This window comes from Flagellimonas flava (assembly GCF_050617915.1).
GTDB lineage: Bacteria > Bacteroidota > Bacteroidia > Flavobacteriales > Flavobacteriaceae > Flagellimonas > Flagellimonas flava_A.
Genome location: NZ_JBODQE010000002.1, coordinates 572,847 through 592,368, shown reverse-complemented (window position 1 = coordinate 592,368; position 19,522 = coordinate 572,847). Strand labels below are relative to the sequence as shown.

General features: G+C 42.4%; 19 protein-coding genes. 8 read left to right on the top strand and 11 right to left on the bottom strand.

Going from position 1 to position 19,522, the window contains the following annotated elements; all coding sequences use genetic code 11:
* Window positions 1–43 precede the first annotated feature (43 nt).
* Entirely contained in the window at window positions 44–1,921 is a 1,878-nt protein-coding gene (gene yidC, locus ACRHOZ_RS08415; RefSeq protein ID WP_431124559.1) for a membrane protein insertase YidC, read from the top strand.
* 276 nt (window positions 1,922–2,197) lie between these two features.
* Here yidC and ACRHOZ_RS08410 read toward each other — a convergent pair whose 3' ends face one another.
* A complete protein-coding gene (locus ACRHOZ_RS08410) occupies window positions 2,198–4,081 on the bottom strand; it encodes a fasciclin domain-containing protein (protein WP_431124556.1) in 1,884 nt (627 codons plus the stop codon).
* Window positions 4,082–4,569: 488 nt separating this feature from the next.
* Here ACRHOZ_RS08410 and mnmA point away from each other — a divergent pair, with 488 nt between their 5' ends.
* From mnmA to ACRHOZ_RS08395, 3 genes are read left to right on the top strand one after another with little or no spacing between them, the layout of a single operon-like run.
* Window positions 4,570–5,760 (top strand): tRNA 2-thiouridine(34) synthase MnmA, encoded by a 1,191-nt coding sequence (gene mnmA / locus ACRHOZ_RS08405; RefSeq protein WP_431124554.1) that lies wholly within the window; start codon window positions 4,570–4,572, stop codon window positions 5,758–5,760.
* 2 nt (window positions 5,761–5,762) lie between these two features.
* Entirely contained in the window at window positions 5,763–6,707 is a 945-nt protein-coding gene (locus tag ACRHOZ_RS08400) for an NAD(P)H-dependent flavin oxidoreductase (protein ID WP_431124551.1), read from the top strand.
* 39 nt (window positions 6,708–6,746) lie between these two features.
* Window positions 6,747–7,226, top strand: a complete 480-nt coding sequence (locus ACRHOZ_RS08395; protein ID WP_431124548.1) for a hypothetical protein — start codon at window positions 6,747–6,749, stop codon at window positions 7,224–7,226.
* Here the strand turns inward: ACRHOZ_RS08395 and ACRHOZ_RS08390 are convergent.
* The 6 genes from ACRHOZ_RS08390 to ACRHOZ_RS08365 are packed head-to-tail and all read right to left on the bottom strand — an operon-like array spanning window position 7,218 to window position 13,300.
* Window positions 7,218–8,549, bottom strand: coding sequence for a DUF58 domain-containing protein (locus ACRHOZ_RS08390; protein WP_431124545.1), 1,332 nt, complete (start codon window positions 8,547–8,549; stop codon window positions 7,218–7,220). The two genes, ACRHOZ_RS08395 and ACRHOZ_RS08390, sit on opposite strands and share 9 nt — an antisense overlap.
* Before the next feature lie 2 nt (window positions 8,550–8,551).
* Window positions 8,552–9,535, bottom strand: a complete 984-nt coding sequence (locus ACRHOZ_RS08385; protein WP_431124542.1) for an AAA family ATPase — start codon at window positions 9,533–9,535, stop codon at window positions 8,552–8,554.
* The gene (locus ACRHOZ_RS08380; RefSeq protein WP_431124539.1) at window positions 9,525–10,754 is read right to left on the bottom strand and encodes a DUF4350 domain-containing protein; all 1,230 of its coding nucleotides are present in this window, start codon (window positions 10,752–10,754) and stop codon (window positions 9,525–9,527) included. The genes ACRHOZ_RS08385 and ACRHOZ_RS08380 overlap by 11 nt, the downstream gene beginning before the upstream one ends.
* The gene (locus ACRHOZ_RS08375; protein ID WP_431124537.1) at window positions 10,732–11,466 is read right to left on the bottom strand and encodes a DUF4129 domain-containing protein; all 735 of its coding nucleotides are present in this window, start codon (window positions 11,464–11,466) and stop codon (window positions 10,732–10,734) included. The genes ACRHOZ_RS08380 and ACRHOZ_RS08375 overlap by 23 nt, the downstream gene beginning before the upstream one ends.
* Window positions 11,467–12,345 (bottom strand): hypothetical protein, encoded by an 879-nt coding sequence (locus tag ACRHOZ_RS08370; protein ID WP_431124534.1) that lies wholly within the window; start codon window positions 12,343–12,345, stop codon window positions 11,467–11,469.
* A complete protein-coding gene (locus ACRHOZ_RS08365; protein WP_431124531.1) occupies window positions 12,329–13,300 on the bottom strand; it encodes a stage II sporulation protein M in 972 nt (323 codons plus the stop codon). The genes ACRHOZ_RS08370 and ACRHOZ_RS08365 overlap by 17 nt, the downstream gene beginning before the upstream one ends.
* A gap of 32 nt (window positions 13,301–13,332) precedes the next feature.
* Between ACRHOZ_RS08365 and ACRHOZ_RS08360 the strand changes: the two genes are divergently transcribed.
* Together ACRHOZ_RS08360 and ACRHOZ_RS08355 are read left to right on the top strand one after the other, a co-directional pair.
* Window positions 13,333–14,049 (top strand): RDD family protein, encoded by a 717-nt coding sequence (locus ACRHOZ_RS08360; protein ID WP_420399151.1) that lies wholly within the window; start codon window positions 13,333–13,335, stop codon window positions 14,047–14,049.
* 2 nt (window positions 14,050–14,051) lie between these two features.
* Window positions 14,052–14,660, top strand: coding sequence for a trimeric intracellular cation channel family protein (locus ACRHOZ_RS08355; protein ID WP_431124527.1), 609 nt, complete (start codon window positions 14,052–14,054; stop codon window positions 14,658–14,660).
* Between the two features lie 3 nt (window positions 14,661–14,663).
* Here ACRHOZ_RS08355 and ACRHOZ_RS08350 read toward each other — a convergent pair whose 3' ends face one another.
* Entirely contained in the window at window positions 14,664–15,383 is a 720-nt protein-coding gene (locus tag ACRHOZ_RS08350) for a peptidylprolyl isomerase (RefSeq protein WP_431124524.1), read from the bottom strand.
* Between ACRHOZ_RS08350 and ACRHOZ_RS08345 the strand changes: the two genes are divergently transcribed.
* Both ACRHOZ_RS08345 and ACRHOZ_RS08340 read left to right on the top strand, forming a co-directional pair.
* A complete protein-coding gene (locus ACRHOZ_RS08345; protein WP_431124641.1) occupies window positions 15,382–16,023 on the top strand; it encodes an NUDIX hydrolase in 642 nt (213 codons plus the stop codon). The two genes, ACRHOZ_RS08350 and ACRHOZ_RS08345, sit on opposite strands and share 2 nt — an antisense overlap.
* Window positions 16,024–16,059: 36 nt before the next feature.
* Complete coding sequence (locus tag ACRHOZ_RS08340; protein ID WP_420399154.1) at window positions 16,060–16,872, top strand: lysophospholipid acyltransferase family protein; 813 nt, start codon at window positions 16,060–16,062, stop codon at window positions 16,870–16,872.
* Here the strand turns inward: ACRHOZ_RS08340 and ACRHOZ_RS08335 are convergent.
* The 3 genes from ACRHOZ_RS08335 to ACRHOZ_RS08325 all read right to left on the bottom strand — a co-directional run bounded on the left by ACRHOZ_RS08335 (window position 16,869) and on the right by ACRHOZ_RS08325 (window position 19,513).
* Window positions 16,869–17,519 carry a hypothetical protein gene (locus tag ACRHOZ_RS08335; RefSeq protein WP_431124520.1) on the bottom strand — a complete coding sequence of 217 codons (651 nt, stop codon included), beginning with the start codon at window positions 17,517–17,519 and terminating at the stop codon, window positions 16,869–16,871. The two genes, ACRHOZ_RS08340 and ACRHOZ_RS08335, sit on opposite strands and share 4 nt — an antisense overlap.
* Before the next feature lie 3 nt (window positions 17,520–17,522).
* The gene (locus tag ACRHOZ_RS08330; RefSeq protein WP_420399156.1) at window positions 17,523–18,017 is read right to left on the bottom strand and encodes an RNA polymerase sigma factor; all 495 of its coding nucleotides are present in this window, start codon (window positions 18,015–18,017) and stop codon (window positions 17,523–17,525) included.
* A 68-nt stretch (window positions 18,018–18,085) separates the two neighbouring features.
* Window positions 18,086–19,513 carry an amidohydrolase gene (locus ACRHOZ_RS08325; protein ID WP_431124517.1) on the bottom strand — a complete coding sequence of 476 codons (1,428 nt, stop codon included), beginning with the start codon at window positions 19,511–19,513 and terminating at the stop codon, window positions 18,086–18,088.
* Window positions 19,514–19,522: the final 9 nt, after the last annotated feature.

Sequence of the window (19,522 nt, the reverse complement as noted above, 5' to 3'; positions counted from 1 at the left end):
CGACCTGAAAAGCGCAGATAAAGATTTTCACTAAATAACTTTCATGGAAGAAAAGAAACTGGACCCCAATTCCATTATTGGATTTGTGTTGATTTTTGGAATACTCATCTTTATGTTTTACCAAAATCAGCCTACCCCTGAAGAATTGGAGGCCCAAAAAGCGGAACAGGAAAAGATTGAGGCGGCTGCCCAACAAGAGGAAGTTGCCCAAGAACCCCAGATAGAGACTCCCGCACCAATCAATACACAAGATTCTACGGCAGTGGCCAACTACAAGAATTCGGTTGGGGCATTTGGATTCACTTCTACCCAAGAGGGAACAACCAAATTGGAAAATGAAGTTTTGTATTTGGAGGTTTCCAATAAGGGAGCACAGATTGTAGAAGCACGGATGAAGAATTTCGTCACCTATGATTCTGTACCTGTATACCTGGTAAAAGACGGCAATGCAAAATTTGCCCTGAATTTTACGTCTGCGGACAATCGTGTTTTAAACACTTCGGACCTTTATTTTGAACCTACACTTTCCAACAATGGGGATAACCAAGTGCTTTCCATGAAAGCCAAGGTGTCCGATAACCAATTTTTGGAATACAGATACGAAATGAAACCCAATGATTATTTGTTGGGCTTTACCATAAGAACCCAAGGGTTGAATGGGGTAATCAATTCTGGAAGACCGATTGACCTGGAATGGGATTTAAAAGGGATACGTCACGGGAAAAGTGTCAAGTATGAAAACCGTTACACCCGTTTGACCTATAATCATGACGAAGGAAAAATCAGTAAGCTTTCTGAGGGTAGTGAATTTGATGAGGAAACGGAGGAAGACATAAAATGGTTGTCTTACAGACAGCATTTCTTTAGCACCATCTTGGCCACAGATACTCATTTTAAAACGGCTGAATTGAGTTCACAAAACTTGGTGGAAGAGGAGAGCAAAGAAACTGAATTCACCAAGATCTATAAGACCAAGGCTCCTTTGGAACTCCAAGGCGGGGAATTATCCATGAATATGCACTGGTACTATGGCCCAACGGATGTTAAAGTACTGGACAAATATGAGGATTTGGGATTGACGGATACCATTCCCTATGGCTGGGGGATTTTTGGTTGGATCAATAGATATGTGTTCACACCCTTTTATAATTTCCTGAGTTCTTTCTTGCCTTATGGTATCGCAATTATTGTGATGACCATTTTGGTTCGATTGGCTTTGTCGCCGGTAACTTATAAGTCCTATCTCTCCCAGGCCAAGATGAAAGTCTTGAAGCCTGAAATCACCGAGATCAACGACAAGTACAAGGACAATGCCATGAAGAAGCAGCAGGAAACCATGAAGCTTTACAATAAGGCTGGGGTAAGTCCGATGAGTGGCTGTATACCCGCTTTGCTGCAGTTGCCGATATTCTATGCACTGTTCATGTTCTTCCCAACTTCTTTTGAGTTGCGACAGAAATCGTTTTTGTGGGCAGAGGATTTGGCGTCTTACGATTCTATTTTTGAATGGTCCACAAACATTCCCGTAATTTCCAGCTTCTATGGAAATCATGTGAGTCTGTTTCCCATATTGGCGTCCATTGCTATTTTCTTCTATATGACTTTGACCACGGGTCAGACGATGCAGATGCAACAACAGCCTGGCATGCCCAACATGAAATTTATCATGTATCTCTCTCCACTGATCATGTTGATTTTCTTCAACAATTATGCGAGTGGATTGAGTTTGTACTATTTCATCTCCAACTTGATTACCATCTTCATTATGTTGGCCATCAAGAACTATATCTTGGATGAGGATAAGATCCATGCACAGATCCAGGAGAACAAAAAGAAGCCGAAAAAGGAAAACAAATTCCAGAAAAAAATGCGGGAGATGATGGAACAGGCCGAAGAGCAAAAGAAAACAGGAAGAAGATAATCCTTCACAAAAAAACAAAAACTCCCCCAAGGTTCTTGGGGGAGCTTTCACCATTGATAGGTATAGTTTGGAAAGATTTGGGACTCCAAAGATGGCACATAAAAGCTGCCCAAAAAATTAATAGTTGTCAAAGCAGGTATTTTGTATGGTAAAAGAGACCTGTTTTGATGTGTCATCGACGAACGGTAAACCCTTATAGATAAAGGAACTCCCTTAAGGTAAATTAAGGGAGTTCTTTTGTAATATTTGACCTACAAAATCTACATCAAAAGATATTTAGTTCATAGTGTCTGGAATCAAGACGGCATCCAAAACATGGATTACTCCATTTATGGCCTGCACGTCCACAGCATCAATTCCTATGCCCATATTTCCAGCTCCATCAGTTACATCTGCAATGTTGCCATTTGTGCCGGGCAGGGTAATGGTGAACGTATCACCTTCCAAGGTGGCCGGCGTTACTGTGTCTCCATTTGGAGTTAAGTCCCCAGAGCGGATATTGGCTCCAGCAATTACATGGTGCTGAAGGACAGGAATCAAATCGGCTTCCTCAGGAATGGCTGCCAATGCATCAAAGGCTGCATTTGTTGGTGCAAACACGGTAAATGGATCGGAGCCATTTCCATCTTGAGCGGATAAAACCGAAACAAAATCAGTGCTAGGGGTCAAATCTGTTAACGCGGTTACCAAAGTTGAGAAATTTGGATCTGCGGTTGCAAAGGTAACCACGGTAGGAAGGTCAATAACCATATCCACAGCATGGATAACCCCATTAGTGGCCACAATATCCGCTATAGCCACTTGGCTCATTCCGTTCAAGGTAACACCGTCATCTGTATTGATATACAAGCTCAATGGCTCATCAGTGTCGAAAGCTGCTGCAGTATTCACATAGGAATTGGACAATCCTGATGAGAATGCGGCCGCGCCTACCACAACATGGTTGGAAAGGATATCATTGATATCGTTGCCATTTGGATTCATGAAGGCATCAAAACCTGTATTGACTGGAGCAAATACGGTGAACACTTCCATTTCATTGGATAACAAATCAGTAAATGTGGTGTTACCTCCATCTGTAAGGGCAGCAACCAAAGAAGTTAAATTTGGATTAGCTACGGCGTGATCTACAATGTTGGGCAATCCTATAACGGCGTCAACAATATGTACAACTCCGTTAAGTGCTTTTACATCGGCGGCTTCAACTGAGGAAACCCCATTGAAGGATACACCATCCGAGGTGTCAAAGAAAATGCTCATTTGCTGATCTCCAGCCCCTGTAGCTAAGGTATTGCTATATCCTGAACCCAATCCTTCCAAATCAGCTTGGTACAACTCCCCTTCCAGAACATGATTCAATAAAACATTTGTGAGCACGTCTACCGGAATATCACCCAAGGCAGCTCCATCCAAGAAGGTTTCAAAGGCTGCATCGCTAGGAGCCAAAACCGTGAATGGGCCTGCACCTCTTAAAACTGTAGGTAGGTCTCCGTTAGCAGCGACCAAGGCTGCAACTAAGTTCTCCAGGTTTTCATTTCCAATGGCCAAATCGGTAATGGGAACCAGTAAAATATCGGCCAATTCGTCCAAAATGGTTTGTGGGAGCAACACCTTATTGATGATGTGTACCACTCCATTGGAAGTTTCCACATTGGCGGTTGTCACCTGGGCATCTGCGTCGGTATCGTCACCAATAAAAACACCTCCATCGGTGGAGACCGTTAGGTTGGAACCTTGCAGAGTGGTTAAGGTTTGTCCATCCGATAAATCTGTGGACATAGCTGCAGTTCCAGAAATAACATGATAGGTGAGAATCGTAGCCAACAGATCTTGCAGTTGTTCAGAGTTGAAATCATCCAAGGAATCAAATCCGTCCAATTGGGCCAAAAGATCTGCAAAGGCAGCATTGGTAGGTGCGAAGACCGTGAAAGGCCCATCACCACTTAAAGCACTAATTAGATCATTATTGGCACTTTCATCGGCTTTTTGTATGGCACTTACCAAGCTGCTTAAATCTGCAGTGGCCTGAGCAGCTTCAACAATGTTGGTGGTCTCTTCAGGTGGTGGATTCATGACTCCGTTGTCATCTTCCTCACAGGAAGTAAAGATCAATACGAAAATTAACAAGGTCAATTTTGAAAAATTAATTAGTGCTTTCATGGGTAAAATTTTTGATTATACATTTTGTTTAATAAAACAAAGATTTAATTAAACATTGTAAATATATAAAATGTTTAATGTTTTTTATTAAAAGTTTAACAAAAAATATTCTTGGGTATATGGATTTCACCATTTTTCTTACAAAATCACCAATAAAAAAGGGTGAATCGACCTAAAAAGGAAATATTTGGAACCTATTTATAGAGATTTCCCTTTTTTAGTTAGGGAACCTTCTTTAGACCTATTTTTGAAAAATTGGCATTTCTTAGTGAAACAACAATTGTAATTATGTTTAATAATAGAGGTTAAAAACTTAGTCAAATTATGCAATGAACAAATTAATTTGGCCAAGTATACAATTGAAATGGCGTTATGATTTGTCGCAACTTGATACTACCACTAAAGTGCAATTTGTAACTATTACCGAATTGTAACGACCTAGCGTCAATGTTTCTCATTTTGTATTTTTGCACACGTAATTCAATAGGATGAAAAAAGTTGTAGTAGGACTTTCTGGTGGAGTGGATTCCAGCGTTACAGCCTATCTTCTAAAGGAACAGGGGTATGATGTTATTGGCCTGTTCATGAAGAATTGGCACGACGATAGTGTTACCATTTCCGAGGAATGCCCATGGTTGGAGGATAGCAATGATGCCCTGATTGTTGCGGAGAAGCTGGGAATACCGTTCCAAACTGTTGATTTAAGTGCGGAATACAAGGAGCGTATCGTGGATTATATGTTCAATGAATATGAACGAGGGCGTACTCCTAATCCAGATGTACTTTGCAATAGGGAGATCAAGTTTGATGTTTTCCTAAAAATCGCATTACAGCTGGGTGCCGACTATGTGGCTACCGGACATTATTGTCGCAAAGGGATTATAGAAAATGAAGATGGTACCAAAACATATCAATTGTTAGCTGGTGTGGACAATAACAAGGATCAGTCTTATTTTTTGTGCCAACTTTCCCAAGATCAATTGGCTAAAACCTTGTTTCCGATTGGGGAACTTACCAAACCAGAGGTAAGACAGATCGCTTCGGAAAACAATTTGATCACGGCGGACAAAAAAGATTCTCAAGGACTTTGCTTTATCGGGAAGGTGCATCTACCTGAGTTTTTGCAACAGAAGTTGAAACCCAAAAAGGGAGTCATCGTTGAAGTTCCGGATGATGCAGACCAATATAGCCATGGAACCCCATCGTTCAATAACAAAAGAGAAGAGTTGGCTTTTCAAGCGGAAAAACCATCTTATTCCGTGACGGATGGCAAGGTAGTGGGTGAACACCAGGGAGCACATTATTTTACTATAGGACAACGCAAGGGACTCAATGTGGGTGGAACCAAGGAGCCTTTGTTCGTAATAGAAACGGATGTGGACGCGAATGTCATTTTTACGGGACAAGGAAAATCCCATCCAGGGTTATACAGAAGCACCTTGTTCGTCAAGAACGATGAGTTGCACTGGGTACGCCTAGATTTGGCATTGAAGGTGGATGAAACCATGGAGGTCATGGCAAGAATCCGTTATAGACAGCCTTTACAACAAGCCACGCTTTATAAAACGGATAACGGTCTTTACGTTGATTTCAAGGACAAACAATCCGCAATAACCGAAGGGCAGTTTGTTGCTTGGTATATAAAAGACGAACTTGTGGGTTCAGGAGTTATCTCATGATTATGGATCCCAGCAGAATCACCCAACTTTTTGGTGTTAAATATCCCATTGTTCAAGGTGGCATGATTTGGACCAGCGGCTGGCGATTGGCATCCGCAGTGTCCAATGCCGGTGGGTTGGGACTGTTAGGGGCAGGTAGCATGTATCCCGAAGTACTCAAGGAACATATTGCCAAATACCAACAGGCTACGGACAAGCCGTTTGGTGTAAATGTTCCTATGCTTTACCCCAACATTGAGGAAATCATGGACATCATTGTTCAATCCGGGGTCAAAATTGTTTTTACCTCCGCGGGAAACCCAAAGACCTGGACCACCTTTTTGAAAGGAAATGGGATCACCGTTGTGCATGTGGTCAGTAGTGTGAAGTTCGCCTTAAAAGCACAAGAGGCCGGTGTAGATGCCATAGTGGCCGAAGGCTTTGAAGCAGGGGGGCACAATGGAAGGGATGAGACCACTACCATGGTGCTCATTCCGTCAGTAAGGGAAAAAGTGGAGATTCCATTAATTGCTGCAGGAGGGATAGCCACAGGCAAGTCCATGTTGGCAGCTATGGTTTTGGGTGCAGATGGAGTGCAAGTTGGAAGCCGTTTCGCAGCTAGCGATGAGGGATCTGCCCATGCCATGTTCAAGGATTATATTGTAAATGCTAAAGAAGGCGATACCCAACTTACCTTAAAGGAATTGGCTCCGGTTCGCTTGTTGAAGAACAAGTTTTACAATGATGTTCAACAAGCTTACGCCAATGGAGCTACCGCTGAAGAATTAAAACAACTCCTGGGTCGTGCCAGGGCCAAAAAGGGAATGTTTGAAGGGGATATGGAAGAAGGCGAATTGGAAATTGGTCAGGTATCCGGGCTAATTCATGAGATTCTACCGGCGGAAGTCATAATCAAGAATATGATGGAGGAATACGGGGCTGCCATCCAAGATGTCAAGGGACTTTAGGGCCATCAAATCGATAATTTTCCCTACTTTTACTGGGTAATGAGAACACTAATCCCCACATTAGTCGTGTTCCTTTTTGCATCACAAATGCATGCACAACTGGAGCGGGACAAAGTACTTCATTTTGTAGGTGGCGGGCTTTTTGGCCTAGCTGGCGCAGGTATAGCTAAACATGCATCAGATGGAAATCGGGTTTGGACGTTCGTTGGAGCGGTGGCTGGTAGTGCCTTGGTTGGTGTGGCGAAGGAAGCCATAGATTCCGGTCAACAAGACAACGCTTGGGACAATGAGGATTTATTGGCAACGGTTTTGGGAGGTGTGACGGTTGGGGTGTCCATTGAACTGTTCTCAAAGAAGCGAAATAAAAGACGGCCCATGGGAAGTTTGACCACCCAAACTTTTGATCCCGAAGATTTCCAGGTGAACACTAAAGCTTACCAGTACGTTGACTCGGATTCCCCGTTACCAACCATTAATGCCCTTGGGTTTAATGCACCAGGGGAGATTTATCTAGAGTAACCCTCGAGCTTTTATCTCCAAATATTTGTTGATTGTGTTGATGGTCAAACTTTCAGGCTTGGTCAATATGGTTTGGATACCATACTGCTGCAATTCTTTTTGCATTAACCTTTTTTCCAAAGAGAACTTTTCCGCAATGGTCTTGTGGTAAATGGTCTGCAGATCTTCGGCATCTGTGGAGATTAGGGCTTCCAGCTCCGTGTTTTCAAAGAAGATGACCACAAGCACATGTTTTTTGGCTATGGCCAAAAGGAAGGGCAGTTGTCTTTTTAAGGCTGATATATGCTCAAAGTTGGTGTAAAGCAGCAACAAACTTCGCTGGTTGACTTTTCTTTTGATATGCGCATAAAGCAGACCAAAATCGGAATCTGTAAACTCGGTGGTAATGTTATAAAGCTTTTCCAGAATGGTGTTCAAGTGCGATATTTTTTGCACGGCGGGAACAAAGGTTTCTATGTTTTTGGAAAACGTGAGCATCCCTGTTTTATCGTTCCGTTTTAGGGCCACATTTGAAAATGCAAGGGTTGAATTGATGGCATAATCCAATAGTTTAAGACCATCAAAGGGCATTTTCATAACCCTGCCCGTATCGATAATGGAGTAAATGGGTTGGGACTTTTCGTCCTGGTATTGGTTCACCATCAACTGGTTTTTCTTGGCGGTCGCCTTCCAGTTTATGGTTCTGATATCATCACCTTTGATGTACTCTTTGATCTGTTCAAATTCCTGGGTATGTCCTATTCTCCTAATCTTTTTCAATCCAATTTCAGACAGGCGATTATTGATGGCCAAAAAATCATATTGCTGCATTTGAATGATGGAAGGGTATACTGGAACCATCTGGTCTTTTTGGAACACAAAACGCCTTTTTACCATTTGCAGCGGGGAAGAAGCATATACATTAAGGTTCCCAAAGACATATTCTCCACGTTCCACGGGTCGCACTGAGTAATCAAAGGTGTGGTTTTCATTCTTATTCAGAAATGCTTCGTATGCAAAATCCCGTTTTTGGAACTGGACAGGAAGTTCGTCAATGACCACTATACCGGTCTTAAACGGATATTTGGAGGTCAACTGAACTGCGAGCAGATTTTCATCGCTGTTGGAAAGTTTTTGGGGAAGTTCTCTTTGCGCCCTTATGGCATCGCCCGTGGCAAACAACAAATAACAATCCAGAAAGAACAAAGCCAACAACCCATATACCAACAACCAGGCAATAGGGTATACACTGGGTACCCAATAGGAAATCACAAAACAGGCCGCCAAAATTGCGATGTACCAAAAAAATCGGTTATGAATGTAAAACGACCTAAGAATACGCATGTCTATCTTGGGATTTCAACGGATTCCATGATCATATTGATCACATTTTCAGTGGTCATTCCTTCCATTTCCCTTTCAGGAGTGAGAATGACCCTATGGTTCAGTACGGGAACAAGCGCTTTTTTGACATCTTCGGGAATCACAAAATCTCTGCCGGATATAGCCGCAAAAGCCTTGGATGCCGCCAAGGTGGCTATGGATGCCCTAGGTGAGGCACCTAAATAAAGATGCGGATGGTTTCTTGTATTGGTAATGATGTTGGCAATGTAGTTGATGATTTTTTCCTCAACGATTACACCATGGATGTTCTTTTTGAACTCTGCCAATTTTTTTGCCGCCAATACCGCATTTACCTGATCCTGGGGCTTTTCTCCCTTGCGTTCATGATGCCCTAGGATGATTTGCACCTCCTCTTCAACGGAAGGGTAATCAATCTTGATCTTAAATAAAAAACGATCCAATTGGGCTTCAGGGAGTGCATAGGTGCCCTCTTGCTCAATGGGGTTTTGCGTGGCCAGCACCATAAAGGGTTCGGCCATTTTATAGGTGGTGCCATCAACCGTGGCTTGGCGTTCCTCCATGGTTTCAAAAAGGGCTGCCTGGGTTTTGGCGGGTGCCCTATTGATTTCATCAATTAAGATGATATTGGAGAAGATAGGCCCCTTTTTAAATTCAAACTCTGAATTTTGGACATTGAATACCGAGGTTCCCAAGATATCACTCGGCATTAAATCCGGGGTAAATTGTATCCTGCTAAAACCGGTCTTTAAAGTCTTTGCAAACAATTTGGCCGTGATGGTCTTCGCAATGCCAGGCACCCCTTCAATCAAGGCATGCCCGTCTACCAAAAGGGATACAATAAGGAGGTCCATAAAATTTTGTTGGCCCACAATGACTTGGGAGAGCTCTTCCTTAATATGTGAAACCGTATTTTTTAGCTCCTCTAATGGAACCCGGCTGTCAAAGTTCAAATCGTTATTTTCCATCAACTTTTGCTTTAAATGCTTCTATTTTTTTATTCAGTTCTTCAAGTTCTGTATCCGATATTTGGGCTTTGCCCTGCAGCTTTTCTATCAGCTTAAACAATTTTTGAACATCCGCTGGGTCGTTGTTGCTACGTATGGCCAATCGATTGAGAAATGCCTCGTCCTGGTTTTGCGTGGAGATATGCAATCGCGTACGGATATAGTCCAAAAAGTAGGCAATTTTATGTGTTGTTATTTGTTTTTGTTCTCCATTTTCAAAGTACATGTCGGCAATGGTTCGCGTAAATGCCAAGGTTTGATTTTTTAAAGGGGTAACAATGGGGATGGCCCGTTGTTTTCTCTTTCCTTCAAAAATGACATAAACCAAGGCCCCAATAAGGACTAAATAATAGGCCCATTTGAATTCCTTGGTATTTAGGAACAGGTACATGGGAGAGGTATAAAAAGACTTCCCTGATTTGTAATGGTTGTCCATTAAAATAGTGCCGCTTGTTGGCAGATAGGACAACAGCCCTGCGGTATAATCTCTATGTTCATCCTTTAGGATGAAATAGTTGGTGAATGCTTCTGGAAAGGTGGAAAGCACTATAGTACCCTGGCCAAATGGCTGTTTTATGGCGTTGATTCCCTTGGAAGTGGTTTGGACACTGTCCGCATTTTTTCGAACCTCCCCCAACACCACGGTATTTAAGGTATCTATTTTACCAAAAGTTCGTGCGTTGTAGTTCTTGCTAAACGATATCTCTTTGGCTGCAAGCTTGGGGTTCACCAATTTATAGTGAAACTCCGGCTCCAGGTCTTCGGTGCTATAGAGGTATTCCTCTTCCAGGTGCAAGGTATCCAAAAGCTTCTCATCAAATCCTTTGGAGGCCACAAACAAGGTATTTCCTTGATCCACCCAATCCAACAGCGTGTTCAGTTCAGAATCTCCAAAATACACAGACTCATTTACAAAAAAATATGCTCCTGCCACATCTGCCCTGTTTTGCAAGAATTCAAATGGGGGTCTGGTCACTTGCAGTATGCGCTCCGGATAAAAACCCTCCATGAGTTCGTTGAGCACATAAGTCCCATAGGGTATTTTATGATGGGTTACGTAAGACGGAAACCAATTCACCTTTTTTGGTTTGTTATACTCCAAAAGTAGCAGAAGCCCTACTGTGATAATACTGATGATGATATATGCCCTTCCCTTCTTAAACATCTGTGGCAATGGCATTTTTTAAGGTTACAAATACTTGTTCAGCCTTGGTATATCGGTCTTGATCTATGTTGAACTCTCCATACCAAATATAATCGTAGAGCAAGGTGGCCCTACTAAAAGGGGTCTTCAACTGGCTATTGGAAAGCTCTGCAATATAGTCGTCGTTGGTTTTTTGCAACTGCCATTCAATGAGTTCCCTTTCTGTCAACAGTTTCAGGATAAAGAGGTAATAATAGCGAATGGCCAAACGATAATTATTCTGGGCAAGGGCATCCCTGATTAGTTGTTGGATATCCTCTGTTTTGATAATGCGTTCTTCTTCGGAAAGGGAAACAATATTTGGGTTTTTCTGGGTATATATCAACGAACGGGTATTCGCCTTAACAAAAAATCCAATGATCAGAAACAATAGAATCCCAAGTAAAATGTAGGGAAGTATCTGAAGGAAGGAAGCCACGGCACCTACGGCTGCCTCCACTCCAAAAAGCCATTCAAAAATTTGAAGTAGGATGTTGTACATCCAATCTTTGAAATTGTCCCACCCGCTGTTATCGGTTTTGATAATTTCATAATTGAAGGCTTCGTCCTCCAAGAAAGGTTTCAGATGCTCTTCTGAAATTTCAAGTGGAACAATGTTGGCATCGTCATGTTTTACCAACGTATCGTTTTGCCCAAACGTTAGGATGCAAATCGACAAAAACACCACAAAAACTATCCACTTCTGCATTTATCCCTCAGCTGATTTTCCCAAATTATCTATGCGCTCATAGGTTCCCGTAAAGTTTTTCTTTTCGTTAAGGTTAAAGTAAATAAGTACTCCTGCAACCAAAGTGATGATATTCAACAAGAACTGCACGGAAACGGACAGCAAATTCAACAGAATATAAATTGGATCAAAAATACCGCCGGTTAAGGCAACTGGATCTGTCTCCCCGGCCATAGTGCCCATTTTCACCATCATATAGATATAGGCGGGAATGCTAAAAGCATAACTGGCGATTCCAACTATGATTCCGATAACAAAAAAGGTGATGAACGTAATCCACCAGTTGTCCTTGATCAAGGTAAAACTGTATCCGTAGGCTTCGCTTACCCCTTTCTGGTTAAAGACCATAACACTAAAGGACAGTGCAAGAATAGGATAGAGGTAAATGCCAGGGATGATACAAAAAACAAATCCTACCATTATGGACAATCCAACCAAAAGTCCCAGACCTATAAAACTCCAGAAGTGTGTGTATACATTTTTCTTGATTTCCTCAAAGTTGATGACCCCTTTGTTGTTAGCATAGGATTTGATATAGAACAGCACAGTGGCCTGCGCCATCACATAGGCCGCAATAATGGCCAGAAAAAAGATAAAAAATACCAACACCATCATGATGGGATTGAAAAAATCGTTGGAGGTCTCCACGCTAAAGGAGAACATATCCCCGATAAAGTAATAGTAGAATCCTAGGGAGATCAACATCACCAATAGATAGGGGCCAACAATCTTTAAAATGGTACCAAAAAAAGGTTGGAATTGGTTTCGGATAAAACCGAAGGTATCCGATAAGATTTCCCCCAGTTCCCGTTGTTTTTTAAACTCAATGTACTGTTGCATGCTTTGCTTTTCGTTTGAATTGGTTAGGATATATGATATAGTAAAATACGATAAGGAATAAAGAACTTGCAATGATCAAAATGGCCAACCAGTCGGGCATTTCGGTATGGCGGGTTACATAGCCCTCCAAAAAACCCGCTAGAATAAAGAACGGTACTGTGCTGATCATAATTTTTAATCCATTTTTCACGCCTCGTTTAAAGGATTCCATGCGGGTATAGGTACCTGGAAAAAGCATCCCGTTGCCCATGACCAAACCTGCACATCCTGCTATAATAATCACGGAAATCTCGATGGTACCATGAATCCAAATGGTGCGAACGGACTCCCATAAGAGGCCCTTTTCGTAAAAAAAGTACTGGAAGCTGCCCAACATGATTCCGTTTTGCAACATGATGATCAAGGTGCCGATGCCCAACAAAATTCCCAAGGCGAAGGCGTAGACCGCTACTTTTATATTATTGATGGTAATCCCCAAAAACATATTGAACTCTCCTTGTTCTTTGTAGACTGCCATGGGATCACCCTTCTCAATATTTTCCAAGGTCATGTTCACATAGCCATCCCCCAAAATGGAGCGGACAAAATCCCCTTCATTGGCCGATGAAAAGGCTCCTACGAAGGAGAAAAAAGCAAAAACCAAAAAAGAAATCAACAATTCTCGGTGATGCTGGTAAAACATGGATGGAAATTCAGTTTTCCAAAAGCCCACAATACGGTTCTTGGATTCCCGTTTGGTCTTATATATTTTCTGATGTGCCTGTGAGGCCAGAGCATTGAGGTACAACTCGGTATTGCTCTTGGGATAAAAAGTTTTGGCGTAGCTAAGATGATCTGTGATTTCAATGTAGAGGTCGGATAGCTTATCTGGAGTCAGCCGATCTTGATTGTTCAAGACATTTTCAAAAGCGATCCATTTGTCCTTATTTTGCTTAACAAAAGCAGCCTCTCGCATTAAATTTGGTTTGTAAGTAAAGAAACTAAAATATGGATCAATTTCAAATAGAAACGGCCCAAAATATAAGTATCACCCAAAACACTTCCAACCTTGGGGAGCGCATGCTGGCCTATATAATAGACAGCTTTGTGATTGGTGTCTATACCATTTTGGTCTTTATTCTTTTAGGATCCCTGGACATGGATTTGTTTGACCAATGGGCTTACTATTTAGTGATGAGTATTCCTGCTTTTTTGTACTATCTTTTGTTTGAGACTTTCTCCGACGGCAAGACCATAGGAAAAGGATTGATGTCCCTACGCGTGGTAAAACTGGATGGTTCCAAACCTAGTTTTGCCAACTATTTTGTACGTTGGGTATTACGAATTATCGATGTGGTGCTGACTTCTGGTGGAGGAGCTGTGCTGACCATACTGATTCGAGGCAAAGGACAACGATTGGGAGATATTGCGGCAGGTACTACGGTCATCAGTGAAAAAAAGAAAGTATCCCTAAAAGATACCTTGCTGCGCGAGCTGCCAAAGGACTATAAACCCCAATTTCCACAGGTTACCGTTTTTAAGGATTCCGAGATACAGACCATTAAAGAACTGTACGATAAATCCAAGCTTAACGGAGATCATAACGTTATTGTTTCCTTGGATAAGAAGATTAAGGAGGTCACAGGGATTCAGACCACTTTGCACCCCATCCAATTTGTGGATGAGGTCATCAAGGATTACAATTACTACACTCAAAAAATGTAATCGTGTTTTATCAGACCATAGATATTTTAGGTACCGTTGCTTTTGCCATTTCTGGAGTTTTGGTGGCCATGGACAAGAAATTGGACTTGTTTGGGGTATTGATCATTGCTTTTGTAACGGCCATTGGCGGAGGAACCCTTCGGGATTTGCTCATTGGAAATACACCTGTGGTCTGGATGCGTGATCTAACCTATGTTACAACAATTTTCATCAGTGTGGTGTTTGGGATACTATTTGTAAACCAACTAAAATACTTACGACGCTCCCTATTTTTGTTTGATACCATTGGGATTGGACTTTTTACCATGATTGGGGTGGAGAAGGGGTTACAAGCTGAGCTTTCCCCTGTAATGTGCGTTGCCCTGGGAACCATGACCGCTAGCTTTGGAGGGGTAATTAGGGATATGCTTTGCAACGAAATTCCAGTAATCTTTAGGAAAGAAATCTATGCCACGGCCTGCATTTTAGGAGGCGCCAGCTACTTCTTGTTTACCCAATTTCCCATCAAAGAAAATTACGCTTATATAGCGGCAATAGTGGTGGTGATCAGTTTACGTTTATTGGCTGTCCGCTTTGGGATAAGTCTTCCCAATATTTACAAAAAGACCTAGGGATTATAGTACCTCGGCCTTTAGGATATAGACATTTTGCCAAGGCCAATCGCCATCACCCACTGGAACGTTGTTAATGGCGTCCACTACATCCATCCCATCTATGACCTTTCCGAAGGGTGTATACGAGCCATCCAAATGGTAGCTACCTGGTTTGGTGACCACAATAAAAAACTCATAGGGTGAGGCCAACTTATGCGGATTGTGTCGTTCACTACTGGGCATTGAAATGGTGCCTCGGTGATGCTTGTGTCCTTTTCTGGTGTCAGGGGGAAGCAAATATCTGCCAATCAATCTTCTTTTCTTGGCAGTTTTCGTATCATCAGAATTCCCACCTTGAATAATAAAATCCTTGACAACCCTATGGAATTGGGTATTGTCAAAATAGCCTTTCTTGCTCAGATAGATGAAGTTGGCTTTGTGGTAGGGTACATTGTCGTACAGTTGAATGGTAAAACTGCCCATGCTTGTGGTCAATCGCACCTTATCTTCCTTAAGTTCCTTGGCGTAATTGAAAAAGAAATCAATGGCATTTTCCTCGTCAAGTACAAAGGCCTCTTCTTCCTTTTCCCCTGAAGTTTCAGGAATGGGTTCTGCCGGAATTGAATCCGTTTTCACCACATTTTCCTCGGTCTTTGAAGCTTCTTTTTTTGGAGCATCACCACAAGCGACGAGAAAAAATAGTGGTATAATTGCAATGAACTTTGAGGGTTTGGTCAACATGGATTTTAACGAATTTTATCATCAAGCTTTAAAAATAAAGAATCTACCACTTCCCGGAGAGGAATCACATCATAAAATGTCTCCATTGATGCGTGTCCAGTGGTTGAAGTCCAATGACATCAAAAAAAGGAATCCCAAGCAAGCAGCGGTAATGGCCTTGTTTTATCCAGATGCCAAGCAAAGCACCAACATGTTGCTGATTCTTAGAAAAGCATATGAGGGTGTTCACTCCAATCAGATTGGATTTCCAGGAGGCAAGGTAGAGGATGGGGATGCTAATTTGAAGGAAACGGCCCTTCGCGAGACTTTTGAGGAAGTAGGCGTGCCTCCTGAATCTGTGGAGGTGATAAAGGAGTTGAGTGAATTATATATTCCACCTAGCAATTTTATGGTGAGACCGTTTCTGGGTTTTTATACCAAACCAAGTCCATTTATAATCCAGCAAAGCGAGGTTGAGGCGCTGGTGGAGGTAAATCTGTACGATTTTCTGGACAAGAAAAATCGGATTGAAGAAACCTTGAGTACTTCGTACGCCAAAAGCATCAATGTACCTGCTTATAAATTAAATGGTTATACCGTTTGGGGCGCTACAGCCATGATGCTTAGTGAGATTCAGCAGCTACTGGAGGAAGTGCTTTAACGGCTATTTTGTAAATTAGCCCCCAACAGTAAGCGCATGGGTCTCTTCAAGAAAAATCCTTTTGGTCACATTTTATTCTTAAAACGTTGGTTGATCCGTGTTGCCGGAATGATGACCCATCAGCGATATAAAGGATTTAACACATTGGAAATTGAGGGTTCCCAAATCATCAGGGATTTACCGGATACCAATGTGCTGTTTGTAAGCAATCATCAAACCTATTTTGCGGATGTTGTGGCCATGTTCCACGTATTTAATGCCAGTCTAAAGGGGAGGGATGATTCCATCAAAAATTTGGGTTACCTCTGGAATCCGAAGTTGAACATTTACTATGTGGCGGCCAAGGAAACCATGAAAAAAAGTCTGCTCACCAAAATATTGGCCTATGCAGGATCTATCAGTATTGAGCGTACCTGGCGGGCAGATGGACAAGATGTGAACCGTCATGTAAAGTTCAGCGATATCAGCAATATTGCCCGTGCGTTGGATGACGGCTGGGTGATTACCTTTCCGCAAGGGACCACCACACCCTGGAAGCCCTTAAGAAAAGGAACAGCGCATATCATAAAAAGGTACAAGCCTGTTGTGGTTCCTGTTGTAATTGATGGATTTCGAAGGTCTTTTGATAAAAAAGGATTGCGGGTAAAGAAAAAGGGCATTTTGCAGTCTATGCAAATCAAAGCTCCTTTGGAAATAGACTACGATAATGAATCCATTGATTCCATTTTGGAAAAATTGGAATATGCCATTGAGCAACATCCATCTTTTTTAAAGGTGATTTCCAAAGAGGAGTTGGCGGCTTATGAGGCCGACCATCAAAAGCGCAGATACAGTTATCGAGGGGATTAGACCTCCAGTTTTTGCAATTCCCTAAAGTTTTTCCGCAATTTTCGGGTAAGAAGGCCATACAAAAGGAAATATATTCCGCCAAACAGGGCCGTGACCACAATTCCGACCACAGCGAATACGGCCATGATCATAAATTTCATCCGCTCCATTGACATATCTTCAATATTGCCATCAAGGTTCAATGCTTCAACAACATTGTCACTAAAGTAAATGCCCACTACCATGATAGCAAAGGTCAATAGTACCATGGATAAAGAGAAGATCACATAGTGCTTCACGGTTTTTCGGGTTCGCAGAATTTTGGAAGTCAATTTTTTGGCACTGTCCAAAACCGAGATTTCGCGGTATCGCTTGTAAAATTGGTAGATAAAATAGAAAACGACCAAATATTGGACTATGCTAACCACCAAAACCACTTTGGAGAGCCCTAAATTGGAATACATATCCAAAGAACTATTCCGCATAGATGGTGCGAGATAGAGTAGGTGGGGGATTATAAATTCAATGATGCTGATATAAAATATCCATTTGACAATGGAAGAGGATTTCTTCCAGATCATGGTATGTATTTCATCGTAGGACAGTTTAGGAAGATGTTCATCCTTTTTCTGCCAGTCTTTTTTTAAGAGTTCCAATTCATCCATCATAGGTTAGGGATTTAATATGGTTCTTAGCTTATTTTTGACCCGGTTCATTTTAACCCTTGCGTTCACTTCGGTAATTCCCAGTGTTTCAGAAATCTCGGCGTAGTCCTTGTCTTCTAAATAAAGAAATACCAGGGCCTTGTCAATATCTCCCAACTGTTTAACTGCCTTGTACATTAATTTGAGCTGCTGCTCCTGGGTATCGTCATATTCGTCGGCCTTAATCTTAAAAATTACCGAATCGTAGTCCTGCGTTTGCACTTTCTTTTTGGATTTCCGATACAAGGTGATGGCGGTGTTCAGGGCTACACGGTACATCCAAGTACTGAACTTGGCATCACCTCGAAACTTTGGATAAGCCTTCCACAATTGTATGGTAATCTCCTGGAAAAGATCGTTGTGGGAATCCCTATCATTGGTATAGAGACTACATACTTTATGAACAATATTTTGATTGTTCTCAAGCTCCGTCACAAAACGATGTTCCAGTTCTTTGTTCACTCAGGTTGGTTGTTTGACTAATTGGTAGGCGTTAGATCACTTTTGTTACGATCTTTTTCTGGATTTGTTCATTTCCGATAATCCAGGGCAGGCGGACGGTCTCCCAAAAGTGGAATATATTTGAAGTCCTTTCCTCTTCTTTCTTCCAATTCAGCTTTGGCTTTGGCTACGGTATCCGGGTTTTCCAGAAGATCTATGGCTGTGAGCGATAGTGCTTTGGCAGCGACCATCATTCCCTTATTTCCTATAGATGTCCCACCCGCAGCTACAGCCTGCCAGCTATGTGCAGGTGTTCCAGGAACCCAGGTGGCGGCACTCATACCCACTGTGGGAACGGTAAAACTTACATCACCAACATCTGTGGATCCGTATGCGCGAGCCTCTTCTTTATAGGCCTGTACATCAAACGCTCGAGCCTCATCCAATTGATCAAATCCAAGACTTTTGGAGATTTTCTCGGCAAACACCTTTTCCTCATCCGTATAACGGATGCCTCCAATTTTGGAAAGATTTTCATGCATCAACTTTTGAAGTGTCAGGTTGGGTAGCAGTTCGTGGGTTCCCCCTATCATTTCGTAATCCATGGTGGTTCCTGTTCCCAAGGCAGCTCCTTCGGCAGCCTTCACAATTCGGTCAAAGATATCGATGACCACATCTCGACTATTGTGACGGGCATAGTAATAGACTTCGGCAAAATTGGGCACCACATTGGGAGCCTTGCCTCCATCCGTAATTACGTAGTGGATTCGGGCTTCCTGCGGAATGTGTTCCCGCATCATGTTCACCATAATATTCATGGCTTCAACCCCATCCAAAGCAGAGCGTCCTCTTTCAGGGGCACCAGCTGCGTGGGCCGAGGTTCCGTAAAATCTGAATTTGGCAGATTTATTGGCCAATGCTGCGCCTGCACTGGCGGCATTCTGGGAACCGGGATGCCAATGAAGTGCTACATCCACGTCATTAAAAAGCCCTTCGCGAACCATATATACCTTACCAGAACCTCCTTCTTCCGCTGGACAGCCATAGAAGCGGATGGTTCCTTGTTTTTTGGATTTTTTCAGCCAATTTTTGGCTTCAATGGCCGCTGCGGTAGACGCCGTACCAAACAAATGGTGTCCGCAAGCATGTCCTGCAGCAGCGTTGGCCGATTTTTTTTCTGCAACCGCCTGTTGCGACAGACCGGGTAGTGCATCATATTCGCCCAAAATAGCTATAACGGGATAGCCGGAACCATATTCGGCAACAAAAGCAGTAGGAATTCCCGCTACGCCCTTGGTAATGGAAAAGCCTTCATCCTCCAAGGTCTCTTGTAATAAGGCAGAACTTTTATATTCCAAATAGCCCATTTCGGCCAATTGCCAGATTTCTTGGGCAATTTCCCCATATTTTTTGGATTTGGAATCCAAGGATTTAACGACGGATTCTTCATTTTTTTGGGATAGGGCGGTATGTATGCACAAGATGCCCGCAATAGCAAACAGGATTGATTTTTTCATTAGGATAGC

Bases quoted from the DNA above. Each gene is read 5' to 3' on its own strand.
- yidC (WP_431124559.1), top strand. From the start codon at position 44: ATGGAAGAAAAGAAACTGGACCCCAATTCCATTATTGGATTTGTGTTG.
- ACRHOZ_RS08410 (WP_431124556.1), bottom strand. From the start codon at position 4,081: ATGAAAGCACTAATTAATTTTTCAAAATTGACCTTGTTAATTTTCGTA.
- mnmA (WP_431124554.1), top strand. From the start codon at position 4,570: ATGAAAAAAGTTGTAGTAGGACTTTCTGGTGGAGTGGATTCCAGCGTT.
- ACRHOZ_RS08400 (WP_431124551.1), top strand. From the start codon at position 5,763: ATGGATCCCAGCAGAATCACCCAACTTTTTGGTGTTAAATATCCCATT.
- ACRHOZ_RS08395 (WP_431124548.1), top strand. From the start codon at position 6,747: ATGAGAACACTAATCCCCACATTAGTCGTGTTCCTTTTTGCATCACAA.
- ACRHOZ_RS08390 (WP_431124545.1), bottom strand. From the start codon at position 8,549: ATGCGTATTCTTAGGTCGTTTTACATTCATAACCGATTTTTTTGGTAC.
- ACRHOZ_RS08385 (WP_431124542.1), bottom strand. From the start codon at position 9,535: ATGGAAAATAACGATTTGAACTTTGACAGCCGGGTTCCATTAGAGGAG.
- ACRHOZ_RS08380 (WP_431124539.1), bottom strand. From the start codon at position 10,754: ATGCCATTGCCACAGATGTTTAAGAAGGGAAGGGCATATATCATCATC.
- ACRHOZ_RS08375 (WP_431124537.1), bottom strand. From the start codon at position 11,466: ATGCAGAAGTGGATAGTTTTTGTGGTGTTTTTGTCGATTTGCATCCTA.
- ACRHOZ_RS08370 (WP_431124534.1), bottom strand. From the start codon at position 12,345: ATGCAACAGTACATTGAGTTTAAAAAACAACGGGAACTGGGGGAAATC.
- ACRHOZ_RS08365 (WP_431124531.1), bottom strand. From the start codon at position 13,300: ATGCGAGAGGCTGCTTTTGTTAAGCAAAATAAGGACAAATGGATCGCT.
- ACRHOZ_RS08360 (WP_420399151.1), top strand. From the start codon at position 13,333: ATGGATCAATTTCAAATAGAAACGGCCCAAAATATAAGTATCACCCAA.
- ACRHOZ_RS08345 (WP_431124641.1), top strand. From the start codon at position 15,382: ATGGATTTTAACGAATTTTATCATCAAGCTTTAAAAATAAAGAATCTA.
- ACRHOZ_RS08350 (WP_431124524.1), bottom strand. From the start codon at position 15,383: ATGTTGACCAAACCCTCAAAGTTCATTGCAATTATACCACTATTTTTT.
- ACRHOZ_RS08340 (WP_420399154.1), top strand. From the start codon at position 16,060: ATGGGTCTCTTCAAGAAAAATCCTTTTGGTCACATTTTATTCTTAAAA.
- ACRHOZ_RS08335 (WP_431124520.1), bottom strand. From the start codon at position 17,519: ATGATGGATGAATTGGAACTCTTAAAAAAAGACTGGCAGAAAAAGGAT.
- ACRHOZ_RS08325 (WP_431124517.1), bottom strand. From the start codon at position 19,513: ATGAAAAAATCAATCCTGTTTGCTATTGCGGGCATCTTGTGCATACAT.